Here is a 13,448-nt window from a genome sequence, read left to right as displayed (position 1 = left end):
GGTCAGACGCGGGGGACGACCCATCGAAGCAGTCGAGACATGCTCACCATCGTCCCGGTCGCGCCACTGTGGATAAGCAGGCGCGCAACGCGGCTTGTGAGGTGATTCCGAGGCCCCGGCTCACCCGTTCGGGGTGGCCCTGAACGACCGCTTAGGCTGGTCGTCGTGTCGACCCTCAGTGATCTCGTCCTCGCCCACGGCCGCTCCACGGACGCGGACGTCGAATGGCTGCACCTGCTGGTCGGCGACCTGCAGCTGCTCGCGGATCTGGCGTTCGCCGACATCGTCCTGTGGGTGCCGACCGCCGACGACAGCTTCGTCGCGGTCGCCCACGCGCGACCCTCCAGCGCGGCGACCCTCTTCTACCGCGACTTCGTCGGTCAGCGCATCAAGTCGGAGTGGCGGGCGCAGGTCGTCGAGGCGTTCGAGACCGCCCGCATCGTCGACACGTCCGCCCCGGACTGGTTCGAGGAGACCCCGACGCGCGTGCGCGCCGTGCCGGTCATCCGCCGCCTGGGCGCCTCGAACCCCGAGACCACCGAACGCCCGATCGCGGTGCTCACCCGGCACACCAACCTCAGCGAGACGCGCACGCCCAGTCGCCAGGAGCTGACCTTCAACGACTGCGCGAACGACCTGTTCTCGATGATCGCGTCGGGCGACTTCCCCGACCTCGGCGCCCCCACCGGACCGCGGCGCGGCGCCCCGCGCGCCTCCGACGGCCTCATCCGACTCGACGTCGACGGCGTGACGACCTTCGCGAGCCCCAACGCGCTCTCGGCGTTCAACCGCATCGGCTTCGCCGACGAGCTCGAGGGGGAGTCGCTGGCGGAGGTCACGACGAGCCTCATCCAGGGCAAGCTCGTCATCGACGAATCCCTGCCGCTCGTCGTCACCGGGCGGGCTCCCTGGCGCACCGACATCGAGGCGCGCGGAGTGACCGTGTCGCTGCGCGCGATCCCGATCCGCGATCGGGGCGAGCGGGTCGGCGCGGTCGTCCTCTGCCGCGACGTCACGGAGCTGCGCCACCAGGAGCGCGAGCTCATCACCAAGGACGCGACCATCCGCGAGATCCACCACCGGGTGAAGAACAACCTGCAGACCGTCGCGTCCCTGCTGCGGATCCAGGCCCGCCGCACGCACTCGGACCTCGCCCGCGAGGCGCTCACCCAGGCGATGCGCCGAGTGGCGGCGATCGCGGTCGTGCACGACACCCTCTCGGAGGGCCTCAACCAGGACGTCGACTTCGACGCCGTCTTCGACCGCGTGCTGATGCTGATCGCCGAGGTGGCGTCGACGCACAACACCACGGTGCACCCCAAGCTCAGTGGAAGCTTCGGGAACCTGCCCAGCGAGTACGCGACTCCGCTCGCCCTGGCGCTGACCGAGCTCGTCACGAACGCGGTCGAGCACGGGCTGGCCGGCCGCGAGGGCGATGTCGAGATCGTCGCCACGCGCAGCGAGGACGTGCTGACGGTCAAGGTGCGCGACACCGGCGTGGGCCTGCCCGAGGGCAAGGTCGGCTCGGGGCTCGGCACCCAGATCGTGCGCACGCTCATCCAGGGCGAGCTCGGCGGCACCATCGACTGGCACACGCTCGTCGGGCGCGGCACCGAGGTGACCATCGAGATGCCGCTGCGCTGGCTCGCCCGCCCGCGCGACTGACTCCGGGAACAGGACGACCCCCGTCGCCGGGAGGCGAGCGGGGGTCGGGAACTGCGGGCCGCGGTGCGGCCGGTGCGTCTAGGAGGCGCGGCGGGCGCGGGCGGCGCGGCGCTTGAGTGCGCGGCGCTCGTCCTCGCTGAGTCCGCCCCACACGCCCGAGTCCTGGCCGGTCTCGAGGGCGTACTGGAGGCAGACCTCGGTGACGGTGCAGCGGGCGCACACCGACTTGGCCTTCTCGATCTGGTCGACGGCGGGCCCGGTGTTCCCGACGGGGAAGAAAAGCTCGGGGTCAGCGGTGAGGCAAGCGGCCTTGTCGCGCCAGTCCATGCAGGTGCTCCTTGTGTGAAGGCGTGCGTGGAGGAACCACGCAGTGTTCGGGTGAGATGATCGAGTCACGCCGATGATCGAGTTCGGAGGCGGAGGATCAGGGCGCACTCACCGGCGCACGCCACGAGGCCTCACGCGGCTGCGCAAGGCGGTTCGGGGTGGTGGACGGGGTGACGCCCGTTTCATCCGGACGAGCTCACCCGTGTCGCGATCGGGCCTCGCGGCTCGACAGGATCGGGTTGTTCACATCTGCGGAAACCCACGACCCTGTGAGCGGTGAAACGAACTCAAGTAGCCTCTCATGGTGGCTCACCCGAATCAAGAGTCCAGGATGGGATGTGGCTGTGATGATCGACGCGAACACGCCTCCGACCGGCCCGAAGAGCGCGCGGCACCCCCTCGGGCTGCTCCTCCTCATCGCGATCCTGGCCCTCGAGACCCTGGCCCTGGCCGTGCTCGCGGGGTGGCTGCTGGTCGAGCTGCTGACCACGCGCTCCGACACTCCGGGCGGCGGCATCGCGATCGTGGTGCTGGGGCTCATCGCCCTCGGCTGGGCCGCCGCGACCACGCTCGGGGCGATCCGGCGCCGGAGCTGGATGCGCGGTTCCGCGCTGACTCTGCAGCTCGTGCAGATGGCCGTCGCACTCGGCGCGTTCCAAGGCCAGTACGCCGTCCCGGACATCGGCTGGGCGCTCCTGGGCCCGGCCCTCGTCGCCGCGGTCACGATCTTCCTCCCGAGCGTCGTGGCGGCGACCCGGCGCGAGGCCGTCTAGCGCCTTCCCGGGCACGGCTGCCAGGCTGGGGAGTCCCTGCTCTCGACGCGAAGGCCTCACCATGCATCACACCCGTCTCGGCTCCAGCGGCCTCCAGGTCTCGGCCGTCGTCCTCGGCTGCATGAGCTACGGCGTCTCCGAGCGGGGCGCTCACGCGTGGAGCATGGGGGAGGAGGAGTCCCGGCCGTTCCTGCGCCGCGCGCTCGAGTTGGGCATCACCACGTTCGACACCGCCGACGTCTACTCCGACGGTACGAGCGAGGAGATCGTGGGTCGCGCGCTGGCCGACTTCGCGGTCCGCGAGGAGGTCGTCATCGCGACCAAGGTGCACGGCCGCATGCGCCCCGGCCCCAACGGCGGCGGGCTCTCGCGCCGCCACATCCTCAGCGCTATCGACGACAGTCTCCGCCGACTCGGCACGGACTACGTCGACCTCTACCAGATCCACCGCTGGGACCCCGAGACGCCGATCGAGGAGACGATGGAGACGCTCCACGACGTCGTGCGCTCCGGCAAGGCACGTTACATCGGAGCGTCGAGCATGTGGGCGTGGCAGTTCGCGAAGGCGCAGTACACGGCCGATCTCGGCGGCTGGACGCGCTTCGTGTCGATGCAGGACCAGTACAACCTGATCCAGCGCGAGGACGAGCGCGAGCTGCACCCCTTCTGCCTCGATCAGGGCGTCGGAGTGATCCCGTGGTCGCCGCTCGCGCGCGGCCGCCTCACCCGCGACTGGGACGAGACGACGGGACGTACCGAGACCGACCTCTACGGCAAGACGCTCTACCACCAGCAGGAGGACTCCGACCGGCGGACCGCGGCGACGGTCGCGCGCCTCGCCGAGGAGCGCGGAGTGTCCCGCGCGCAGATCGCCCTCGCCTGGGTGCGGCAGCAGCAGGCCGTGACCGCCCCGATCGTCGGAGCGACGAAGATGCACCACCTCGACGACGCAGTGGCCTCGGTCGACCTCGAGCTGAGCGCCGAGGAGCTGAGCGCCCTCGGCGCCGACTACGCCCCGCGCTCCAACGAGGGCTTCTGAGCCCCGCTCAGGCGAGCTCGAGCTTCTTGCGCAGCGCCTGCACGTGGCCGGTGGCGCGGACGTTGTACTGCGCGAACTCCAGCTCGCCCTCGGCGCCCACGACGAACGTCGAGCGCAGCACGCCGACGATCGTCTTCCCGTAGGAGTTCTTCTCGCCCCAGACGCCGTAGGCGCGGTGCACGGCCATGTCGGGATCGCTCAGCAGCGGGTAGTCGAGGTGCTGCTCGTCCGCCCAGCGGCGCAGCGCCTCCGGGGTGTCGCGCGAGACTCCGAGGATCTCGTAGCCCTGCGAGCGGAGCGACGACACGCTGTCGCGGAAGTCGCAGGCCTCGGTCGTGCAGCCGGGGGTGTCGGCCTGCGGGTAGAAGAAGACGATCACGCGCGTCCCGCGGTACGACGCCAGGGCGACGGGCGTCCCGTCCTGGTCCGGCAGGGTGAAGTCCGGAGCGGTGTCGCCCGCGGCGAGCCTCTCGTCGGCGGGGATCGGGGGGAGGGCGGTGCTCGTCATCGTCTGCTTCCGTCGGTCGGGGCGAAGGTGGTCAGGAGTCGCTGCAGCGAGTCGAGGCGCTCGGGGCCGCTCGCGCCGAGCAGGCCCTTCTCGACGGCTTCGACGATCGCGCAGTCGGGGGAGTCGGGGAGGTGGGTGCAGCCGCGCGGGCAGTCCTCCGCGAGGACGGCGAGCGTCGTGAACGCTCCGAGGATGTTGTCGGTGTTCACGTGGCCCAGGCCGAACGAGCGGACTCCAGGGGTGTCGATGACCCAGCCGTGCCGGTCGTCGCGCTCGACGCGCAGCGAGACGGTGGAGGAGGAGGTGTGGCGCCCCCGGCCGGTGACCGTGTTCACGTGGCCGGTGGCGCGGTGCGCGTCGGGCACCAGCTTGTTCACGAGGGTCGACTTGCCGACTCCGGAGTGGCCCACGACGACGGTCTCGTGCCCGAGCAGCGCTTCGGCGATCTCGTCGACCGGGGGCTCGTCCTGGCTCGAGAGGAACACGCGCAGGTCCAGGCCCTCGAAGTTCTTCAGGAACGGCCCGGGATCGGCGAGATCGGTCTTGGTGATGCAGAGCATCGGCGTGATGCCCGCGTCGAACGCGGCCACGAGGTAGCGGTCGACGAGACGCGTGCGCGGCTCGGGGTCGGCGGCGGCCACGACGCAGAGCATCTGGTCGGCGTTCGCGACGATCACGCGCTCGATGGCGTCGGTGTCGTCGGCGCTGCGGCGCAGCAGCGTCGAGCGGTCGCGGATCCGGACGATGCGGGCGAGCGTGCCCTCGTCGCCCGTCGTGTCGCCGACCACGTCGACCCGATCGCCGGCGACGATCGCCTGGCGGCGCAGCTCGCGGGCGCGGGCCGCGGTGAACTCGTGCTCCTCGGGAGTGCCGTCGCCGATCATCACGGTGTAGCGGCCGCGGTCGACCCCGAGGACCATCGCGATCTCGGCGTCCTCGTAGCTGGGCCGGTTCTTGGTGCGCGGCTTGGTGCCCTTAGGGTTCGGCCGGACCCGGGCGTCCGACTCGTCGTAGCCGTCGAAGTCGTCGAGGACGCCGTCGGCGTCCAGGCCGCTGTCGGTCCACCAGGACACGGCTAGACCGATCCCGCCAGCGTGCGCCACAGCTCGGGGAACTGCGGGAGGGTCTTGGACGTCGTCGCGATGTCCTCGATGACCACTCCGGGGACGGCGAGGGCGATGATGGCCCCGGCGTGCGCCATGCGGTGGTCGGAGTAGGTGCGCCAGCGACCGCCGTGCAGCGTCGCGGGCTCGATCCGCAGGCCGTCCTCGAGCTCGGTGACGGAGCCGCCGAGACCTGTGATCTCGGCCGCGAGGGCGGCGAGGCGATCGGTCTCGTGGTGGCGGATGTGGCCGATCCCGGTGAGCGTGCTCGGAGTCGACGCGAGCGCGGCCAGGGCGGCCAGCGCCGGAGCGAGCTCGCCCCCCTCCGACAGGTCGAGGTCGACGCCGAGGATCTCGTCGCCGCCGGTGACGACGAGGTCGCCGCCGTCGCGCTCGACGCTCGCGCCGAAGAGGGGGAGGAAGCGCTCGAGGTGTGCGCCGACCTGCGTCGTGGTCTCGGGCCAGTTGCGCAGGCGCACGCGGCCGCCGGTGACGAGAGCGGCGGCGAGGAACGGCGCGGCGTTCGAGAGGTCGGGCTCGAGCAGGACGTCGGCGCCGGAGATCTCCTGGTGCTCGACGGTCCACTCACCGGGAGCGGGGGTGCCGACGACGACGCCGCGGGCCGCGAGGGAGGCGATCGTCATGTCGATGTGCGGCTGGCTGGGGAGCCGCTCTCCGACGTGGCGCAGGTGCAGGCCCTCGTCGAAGCGGGCGCCGGTGAGCAGGAGCGCCGACACGAACTGGCTCGAACGGGAGGCGTCGACGGTGACCGCGCCGCCGCGGACGGATCCCGAGCCGTGCACCGTGAAGGGGAGGGAGCCCCGTCCGTCGTCGGCCACGTCGACGCCGAGCGAGCGGAGCGACGCGATGGTCGCGCCCATCGGGCGCTTGTAGGCGTAGGCGTCGCCGTCGAAGGTGGTCGGGCCCAGGGCGAGACCCGCGATCGGCGGCACGAAGCGCATGACCGTGCCCGCGAGTCCGCAGTCGATCGTCGTGGAGCCGAGCAGCTCCTCCGCGGGCTCGACCACGAGGTCGGCGCCGAACGCGCCGGTGGCGCCCGACTCGCGGACGCCGGTGCCGAGCGACCGGAGCGCCTCGATCATCAGAGCGCTGTCGCGCGAGTGCAGCGGAGCGCGCAGGGTCGACGGGGACGACGCCAGCGCCGAGAGCACGAGCTCGCGGTTCGTCAGCGACTTCGAGCCGGGGAGCTCGACGACCGCGTCGAGCGGCCCGGCCGCCGTGGGCGCCGACCAGTCGTCCTCTCCGGGGAGCGCGCGGGCGTCGCCGTACGGATCGAACTCGGGAGCGGAATAACGCGAGAAGACCATCGGTTATCAGGATAGTCGGCAGCGGAGGAACGGAGGCGGAGCATGGCGTCAGCATCAGCGGAAGCGGTCCTCGAGCGCCCCGTGCGCCTCCCGGGCGCGGCGTCCACCCCGGTGCCCGCGGGCCTGCGCGGCTTAGGATCGCTTGTGATGACACGCGACGACACCACACGCCCCCGCACCGCCGCCGAGGCGCCGGCGCCCGACGAGGCGGAGCAGACGATCGAGGAGACCGTCGAGGAGTCCCTCGACGACGCCGCGACCGTCGAGCCCGACGCGCCCGTCGACCTCCGCGCGCTCTTCGAGCAGCAGGCGCTGCCCTTCATCGACCAGCTGTACGCGGCGGGTCTGCGGATGACGAAGAACCCCTCCGACGCCCAGGACCTCGTCCAGGAGACGTTCGCGAAGGCGTTCGGCGCGTTCCGCCAGTTCGAGCAGGGCACGAACCTCAAGGCGTGGCTCTACCGGATCCTCACCAACACGTTCATCAACTCGTACCGCAAGAAGCAGCGCGAGCCCTATCAGAGCGCCATCGACGAGCTCGAGGACTGGCAGCTGGGCGGCGCGGAGTCGACGACGGCCACGTCCAGCCGCTCGGCCGAGGCCGAGGCGATCGACCACCTCCCCGACACCGCCGTCAAGGAGGCCCTGCAGGCGATCCCGGAGGACTTCCGGCTCGCCGTGTATTTCGCCGATGTCGAAGGATTCTCCTACCAGGAGATTGCGGACATCATGAAGACCCCCGTCGGGACCGTCATGAGCCGGCTGCACCGCGGCCGCCGCATGCTGCGCGAACGACTCACCGACTACGCACGCGAGCGCGGGTTCCGCGCCGCTTTCACTTCCGGGAGCACGAAATGACCGACTGCGGTTGCACCAAAGCGAAGGCGGAACTCGAGGAGTTCCTGCACAACGAGCTGTGCAAGGAGGATGCCGCCGACATCCGCGAGCACATGGCGAACTGCCCCGACTGCTCCGGTGAGGCGAAGGTCGGCGTCGTGCTGACTGTCGCGGTGCAGCGCGCGTGCAAGGAGACGGCGCCGGAGGACCTCCGCGCCCAGGTGCTCGGCATGCTGCGCGAGGCGCAGGCGTCGCACTCGACGGAGACAGTCAGCGCCTAGCTCGCGCGCTCGGGTCGACGCGCTCGCGTCCGGCCCGCGCAGGCGCCTCCGGCTCCGCTCCGGCTCGCAGGAACACGTTCGGCTCGTCAGAACCCCGGGTTCTGACGAGCCGAACGTCGTTTCACGAGCCGGAGATCACCGGGTGAGGGCCCGCGCCAGCAGGTCGGCCTGCTCGGAGGCGTGCCGCTTGGCCGAGCCCGCCGCGGGCGACGCCGCGGACGGGCGCGAGACGACCCGGATCGGCCGTCCGATCTGCGGAGCGACCTCGAGCGCGATGAACGGCCAGGCGCCCTGGTTCTCGGGCTCGTCCTGCACCCAGACGAACTCCGCGTCCGGGTAGCGCTCGGCGATCGCACGCAGCCCCTCGATCGGCGCCGGGTAGTACTGCTCGAGGCGCACGAGGGCGATGCCGTCGTCGGGCTTCTTCTCGAGCTCGGCCCTGAGGTCGTAGTGGACCTTGCCGGCGTGCAGCAGCACGCGCTTCACGGCCGACGCGTCCTGGATGCGGGCGTCGTCGAGCACGGGCTCGAACCGGCCGGCGGTGAAGTCCTCGACCGGGCTCGACGCACCGCGCAGTCGCAGCATCGCCTTCGGGGTGAAGACGATGAGCGGTCGGCGCGGACGCGAATACGCCTGACGGCGCAGGAGGTGGAAGTACGACGCCGGAGTCGACGGGCGGGCGACCGTCATGTTCTGCTCGGCGCACATCTGCAGGTAGCGCTCGATGCGGGCGGAGGAGTGGTCCGGGCCCTGGCCCTCGTAACCGTGCGGAAGCAGGAGCACGAGCGACGAGCGCTGGCCCCACTTCTGCTCGGCGGAGGAGATGAACTCGTCGATGACGATCTGCGCGCCGTTGGCGAAGTCGCCGAACTGCGCCTCCCAGAGCACGAGCGAGTCGGGTCGCTCGACGGAGTACCCGTACTCGAAGGCCATCGCCGCGTACTCCGACAGCAGGGAGTCGTAGATCCAGAGCCGCGCCTGCTGCTCCGACAGGTTCATCAGCGGCAGCCACTCCTGGCCGTTGCCGCGGTCGTGCAGCACCGCGTGGCGCTGCACGAAGGTGCCGCGACGGGTGTCCTGGCCGACGAGGCGCACCGGGGTGTCCTCGATCAGCAGTGAGCCCAGCGCGAGCAGCTCGCCGAACGCCCAGTCGATGGAGCCCGAGCGGCTCATCTCCTGGCGCTTCGCGAGGAGCTGCTGCAGCTTGGGGTGCACCGTGAAGCCCTCGGGCGGGTTGTTGAAGGCGTCGCCGATCAGGCGGACGACCTCCTCCTTCACGCCGGTGCTCTCGGGCTCGCCCGGGTAGTCGCCGCCCTGCTGGGCGTCCGGCAGCTCGAGGTCGGCCACGGAGTCGCCGTCCGGCGAGATCACGGGGATCGCTCCGGTCTGCGCGGCGTGCGTCTCGGCGAACGCGCGCTCGAGGCGGTCCTGGAAGTCCTGATGCGAGCGGTCGTACTCCTCCTGGCTGATGTCGCCGCGGCCGACGAGCGCCTCGGTGTAGAGCTTGCGCACCGAGCGCTTGGCCTCGATGAGGCTGTACATCAGCGGCTGGGTCATCGAGGGGTCGTCGCCCTCGTTGTGCCCGCGGCGGCGGTAGCAGATCAGGTCGATGACCACGTCGCGGTGGAACCGCTGGCGGTACTCGAAGGCGAGCTGGCCGACGTGCACCACGGCCTCGGGGTCGTCCCCGTTCACGTGGAAGATCGGCGCCTGGATGGTCTTCGCGCCATCGGTCGAGTAGACCGAGGTCCGCGCCTCGTGGGGAGGCGTGGTGAAGCCGACCTGGTTGTTGATGTTGATGTGGATGGTGCCGCCGGTGCGGTAGGCCCGCAGCTGGGACATCTGCAGGGTCTCGACGACCACGCCCTGACCCGCCATCGCCGCGTCGCCGTGCACGAGGATCGGGAGGGTGGTGAAGGTGCCGATGGGCTTGCGGTCCTGCTTGGCGCGGACGATGCCCTCGAGCACGCCGTTGACGGCCTCGAGGTGGGAGGGGTTCGCCGCCAGGTAGACGGGGATCTCCTCGCCGCCGGCACCGCGGAAGACGCCCTCGGTGCCGAGGTGGTACTTCACGTCGCCGGAGCCCTGGACGGTCTTGGGGTCCTGGGTGCCCTCGAACTCGCGGAAGATCTGACCGTAGGTCTTGCCGGCGATGTTCGTCAGCACGTTCAGGCGACCGCGGTGGGCCATGCCGATCGCGACCTCGTCGAGCTTCTCGTCGGCCGCGCCCTGCAGCACGGCGTCCAGGAGCGCGATGAGCGACTCCCCGCCCTCGAGCGAGAAGCGCTTCTGACCGACGTACTTCGTCTGCAGGAAGGTCTCGAACGCCTCGGCCTCGTTGAGGCGGCCGAGGATGCGCAGCTGCTCGTCGTGGCCGGGCTTCTCGTAGCCGCGCTCGAGCTTCTGCTGCATCCAGGCCCGCTGCTCCGGGTCCTGGATGTGCATGTACTCGACGCCGACGGTGCGGCAGTAGGAGTCGCGCAGGATGCCGAGGATGTCGCGCAGCTTCAGCTGGCGCTTGCCGCCGAAGCCGTCGGTCACGAACTCGCGGTCGAGGTCCCAGAAGGTGAGCCCGTGGCTCTCGATCGCGAGGTCCGGGTGCGAGCGCTGCACGTACTCGAGCGGGTCGACGTCGGCCATGAGGTGGCCGCGCACGCGGAAGGAGTTGATGAGCTCCTGCACGCGCGAGGTCTTCGAGACGCGCTCGGCGAGGTCGACGGCGATGTCGGTCGACCAGTGGATCGGGTCGTAGGGGATGCGCAGCGCCGCGAAGATGTCCTCGTAGAAGCCGCGGCCGCCGAGCAGCAGCTCGTGCACGATCTTGAGGAACTCGCCGGATCCCGCACCCTGGATGACGCGGTGGTCGTAGGTCGAGGTGAGCGTGATCGTCTTGCCGATGCCCAGCTCGATGAGCGTCTTCTCGGACGAGCCCTGGAACTCGGCCGGGTACTCCAGCGCGCCGGCGCCGATGATGCAGCCCTGGCCCTTCATCAGGCGGGGCACGGAGTGGACCGTGCCGATGCCGCCCGGGTTGGTCAGCGACAGGGTGGTCCCGGCGAAGTCGCCGGCGACGAGCTTGTTGCCGCGGGCGCGCTTGACGAGGTCCTCGTAGGCCGACAGGTAGGCGGTGAAGCTCAGGGTGTCGGCGCGCTTGATGCTCGGGACGAGCAGGGCGCGGGTGCCGTCGGGCTTGGGCATGTCGATCGCGATGCCGAGGTTGACGTGCGCCGGGGCGACGACGGAGGGCTTGCCGCCGGGCTCGTCGTAGTAGACGTTCTGGCTCGGGAAGTCCTTGAGCGCGCGGATGAGCGCCCAGCCGATCAGGTGCGTGAACGAGACCTTGCCGCCGCGGGTGCGGCGCAGGTGGTTGTTGATGACGATGCGGTTGTCGATCATCAGCTTCGCCGGGATCGTGCGGACGCTGGTCGCCGTCGGGATGGTGAGGCTGGCGTCCATGTTGGTCGCGAGGCTCTTCGCCATGCCGCGCAGCGGAGTGACGACGTCCTCCTCCTGCGCCTCCGTGTCGACGTCGGCGGGCTTGCCCACCGGTGCATCGGCCGGGATCGGAGCCTTCTTCGGCTCCTTGGACGTGGTGCGCGAGGCCGGCGCGGCGCCGGTCTGCGGCGCGGTGACGGGATGCGTCACCGTGGCACCCGCGCTGGTCGAGGGACCCGCGGCGGCCGGCTTCTCAGCGGCCGGCTTCTCGGCGGGAGGCTGCGGCGCGGGAGGAGCCGCCGGCGCCTTCGCCGCCAGCTGCTGACCGTAGCGCTCCAGGATCGGCCACCAGGACTCGTCCACGGAGGCCTTGTCGGCGCTGTACTGCTCGTACAGCTCCTCCACGAGCCACTCGTTGGCTCCGAAGTCCTCCGCGCCCTGGTCTGTTCCCACTCCGGTCAACTGGCTCGACACAGCCGATCGCCCACTCTCTCCGTTGATTCGTCCTCGATCATCCGGACGGGCCCGCGCATCCCTCGACGCCTGCACCACACCGCGAGAACGTCGTCCTCGCCCGTGAGCACCGGCGTCGTCGCCTGGTCCCGTCCCGGTCGTCAAGCCTAGCCCGGATCTCGGTCACCGGCCCCGCGGGCGGGCCGGAGTAGCGTTCCAGGCATGCGTTTCTCCGGCGGAACCCCTTCAGGCGATCTCACCTACTCGGACGTGTTCCTCGTCCCCGGCCGATCCTCGGTCACGAGCAGGCTCGACGTCTCGCTCGCCCCGGGCGACGGCACCGGAGCGACGATCCCTCTGGTCTCCTCCAACATGAACTCGGTGACGGGTCCGAGGCTCGCCGCGGCGCTCGCCCGGCGAGGCGGTCTGGGCGTCCTCCCGCAGGACATGCCGCTGCAGTCTCTCGACGCGGCGATCCGCTGGGTGAAGGAGCAGCCGGTGGCCTTCTCCGGCGCGCTCACCGCGGATCCTTCGACGACCGTCGAGCAGGCGCTCGCGATCCTGCCCGCCGTGGAGGGCCACGGCTTCGTGGTGCAGGACGCCGGCGGGGCGGTGCTGGGCTGCGTGCCCGCCTCGCGGCTCGCGACCGCGCTCCCCGACGCGCTGCTCGGGGACCTCGTGCACCACGCCGCGCCGTCGATCGACGCCGACGACGTCACGACCGGCCGCGCCGCCTTCGATCTCATGGTCGAGGCGGGGCTCGACTTCGCCCCGGTGCTGCACCACGGAGCCCTGGTCGGCACGCTCTCGCGCACCGGAGCGCTGCGCTCGACGATCTACGACCCGGCGCTGGACGCCGACGGCAGGCTGCGCGTCGCCGCCGCCGTCGGCATCAACGGCGACGTGGCCGCGAAGGCGCGCGCCCTCGTCGCCGCCGGTGTCGACGTCCTCGTGCTCGACACCGCCCACGGGCACCAGGAGTCGATGCTGCGGGCGCTGCGGACGGTGTCGGCACTGGATCTCGGGGTCCCGATCGCCGCGGGGAACATCGTGACCGCGGAGGCGGTGCAGGACCTCGTCGAGGCGGGCGCGTCGATCCTCAAGGTCGGCGTCGGACCCGGCGCGATGTGCACCACCCGCATGATGACCGCCGTCGGCCGGCCTCAGTTCTCGGCCGTGCTCGAGACGGCGGAGCGGGCACGCGAGCTCGGCGCGCACGTCTGGGCGGACGGGGGAGTGCGCTACCCCCGCGATGTGGCACTCGCCCTCGCGGCGGGCGCCTCCTCCGTGATGGTCGGGTCCTGGTTCGCCGGCACCATCGAGGCGCCGGGCGAGCTGCGGACGGACGCGGCCGGCCGCGTCTACAAGGAGAGCTGGGGCATGGCGTCGGCGAAGGCCGTGCAGGAGCGGTTCGGGCGGCTCGACGCGTACGAGCTCGCGCGCAAGCGCCTCTTCGCGGAGGGCATCTCGTCCTCGACGATCTACCTCGACCCCCTGCGGCCCTCGCTCGAGGATCTGCTCGACATGATCACCTCGGGCGTCCGCTCCTCCTTCACCTACGCCGGGGCGCGCAGCGCCGCCGAGTTCCACGAGCGCGCCGTGGTCGGGCTGCAGTCGGCCTCGGGCTACGAGGAGGGCAAGGCGCTGCCGGTCAGCTGGTGATCTGAGAGCCGGTGCGCCGGCCGTCAGCGGGAGTCGG

At 71.1% G+C, this 13,448-nt stretch carries 11 protein-coding genes; 6 read left to right on the top strand and 5 right to left on the bottom strand.

What is annotated here, in order from left to right:
* Window positions 1–165 precede the first annotated feature (165 nt).
* Entirely contained in the window at window positions 166–1,665 is a 1,500-nt protein-coding gene (locus tag LRG51_RS05105; RefSeq protein ID WP_055788228.1) for a sensor histidine kinase, read from the top strand.
* A gap of 78 nt (window positions 1,666–1,743) precedes the next feature.
* Here the strand turns inward: LRG51_RS05105 and LRG51_RS05100 are convergent, their stop codons facing one another.
* Window positions 1,744–1,992 (bottom strand): WhiB family transcriptional regulator, encoded by a 249-nt coding sequence (locus LRG51_RS05100; protein WP_055788231.1) that lies wholly within the window; start codon window positions 1,990–1,992, stop codon window positions 1,744–1,746.
* Window positions 1,993–2,330: 338 nt separating this feature from the next.
* On the opposite strand from LRG51_RS05100, the gene LRG51_RS05095 reads away from it, so the two are divergent.
* The gene (locus LRG51_RS05095; RefSeq protein WP_442965559.1) at window positions 2,331–2,765 is read left to right on the top strand and encodes a hypothetical protein; all 435 of its coding nucleotides are present in this window, start codon (window positions 2,331–2,333) and stop codon (window positions 2,763–2,765) included.
* A gap of 61 nt (window positions 2,766–2,826) precedes the next feature.
* Window positions 2,827–3,804 carry an aldo/keto reductase gene (locus LRG51_RS05090; protein ID WP_055788238.1) on the top strand — a complete coding sequence of 326 codons (978 nt, stop codon included), beginning with the start codon at window positions 2,827–2,829 and terminating at the stop codon, window positions 3,802–3,804.
* 7 nt (window positions 3,805–3,811) lie between these two features.
* Here LRG51_RS05090 and bcp read toward each other — a convergent pair whose 3' ends face one another.
* Genes bcp through aroA form a run of 3 tightly spaced genes read right to left on the bottom strand, consistent with a single transcriptional unit; the run spans window position 3,812 to window position 6,743 of the window.
* Window positions 3,812–4,312, bottom strand: coding sequence for a thioredoxin-dependent thiol peroxidase (bcp, locus tag LRG51_RS05085; protein WP_055788242.1), 501 nt, complete (start codon window positions 4,310–4,312; stop codon window positions 3,812–3,814).
* Entirely contained in the window at window positions 4,309–5,385 is a 1,077-nt protein-coding gene (gene rsgA / locus LRG51_RS05080; RefSeq protein WP_082481028.1) for a ribosome small subunit-dependent GTPase A, read from the bottom strand. Before rsgA ends, bcp begins: the two co-directional genes overlap by 4 nt.
* A gap of 2 nt (window positions 5,386–5,387) precedes the next feature.
* On the bottom strand, window positions 5,388–6,743 hold the full coding sequence (aroA, locus tag LRG51_RS05075; protein ID WP_230671504.1) for a 3-phosphoshikimate 1-carboxyvinyltransferase: 1,356 nt from the start codon (window positions 6,741–6,743) through the stop codon (window positions 5,388–5,390).
* 147 nt (window positions 6,744–6,890) lie between these two features.
* Between aroA and LRG51_RS05070 the strand changes: the two genes are divergently transcribed.
* Both LRG51_RS05070 and LRG51_RS05065 read left to right on the top strand, forming a co-directional pair.
* Entirely contained in the window at window positions 6,891–7,601 is a 711-nt protein-coding gene (locus LRG51_RS05070) for a sigma-70 family RNA polymerase sigma factor (RefSeq protein WP_207406441.1), read from the top strand.
* Window positions 7,598–7,861, top strand: a complete 264-nt coding sequence (locus LRG51_RS05065) for a zf-HC2 domain-containing protein (protein ID WP_055788251.1) — start codon at window positions 7,598–7,600, stop codon at window positions 7,859–7,861. The genes LRG51_RS05070 and LRG51_RS05065 overlap by 4 nt, the downstream gene beginning before the upstream one ends.
* Window positions 7,862–7,996: 135 nt before the next feature.
* Here LRG51_RS05065 and LRG51_RS05060 read toward each other — a convergent pair whose 3' ends face one another.
* Window positions 7,997–11,770, bottom strand: a complete 3,774-nt coding sequence (locus LRG51_RS05060; RefSeq protein WP_230671502.1) for a multifunctional oxoglutarate decarboxylase/oxoglutarate dehydrogenase thiamine pyrophosphate-binding subunit/dihydrolipoyllysine-residue succinyltransferase subunit — start codon at window positions 11,768–11,770, stop codon at window positions 7,997–7,999.
* 201 nt (window positions 11,771–11,971) lie between these two features.
* Here LRG51_RS05060 and LRG51_RS05055 point away from each other — a divergent pair, with 201 nt between their 5' ends.
* A complete protein-coding gene (locus tag LRG51_RS05055) occupies window positions 11,972–13,411 on the top strand; it encodes a GuaB1 family IMP dehydrogenase-related protein (RefSeq protein ID WP_230671499.1) in 1,440 nt (479 codons plus the stop codon).
* Window positions 13,412–13,448: the final 37 nt, after the last annotated feature.

This window comes from Rathayibacter sp. Leaf248 (assembly GCF_920939495.1).
Lineage (GTDB): Bacteria > Actinomycetota > Actinomycetes > Actinomycetales > Microbacteriaceae > Rathayibacter > Rathayibacter caricis.
Note: the sequence above shows the minus strand (reverse complement) of the source record. Positions and strands in the feature narration are given on the sequence as shown.

Bases quoted from the DNA above. Each gene is read 5' to 3' on its own strand.
- bcp (WP_055788242.1), bottom strand. From the start codon at position 4,312: ATGACGAGCACCGCCCTCCCCCCGATCCCCGCCGACGAGAGGCTCGCC.
- aroA (WP_230671504.1), bottom strand. From the start codon at position 6,743: ATGGTCTTCTCGCGTTATTCCGCTCCCGAGTTCGATCCGTACGGCGAC.
- LRG51_RS05055 (WP_230671499.1), top strand. From the start codon at position 11,972: ATGCGTTTCTCCGGCGGAACCCCTTCAGGCGATCTCACCTACTCGGAC.
- LRG51_RS05065 (WP_055788251.1), top strand. From the start codon at position 7,598: ATGACCGACTGCGGTTGCACCAAAGCGAAGGCGGAACTCGAGGAGTTC.
- LRG51_RS05100 (WP_055788231.1), bottom strand. From the start codon at position 1,992: ATGGACTGGCGCGACAAGGCCGCTTGCCTCACCGCTGACCCCGAGCTT.
- LRG51_RS05070 (WP_207406441.1), top strand. From the start codon at position 6,891: ATGACACGCGACGACACCACACGCCCCCGCACCGCCGCCGAGGCGCCG.
- LRG51_RS05090 (WP_055788238.1), top strand. From the start codon at position 2,827: ATGCATCACACCCGTCTCGGCTCCAGCGGCCTCCAGGTCTCGGCCGTC.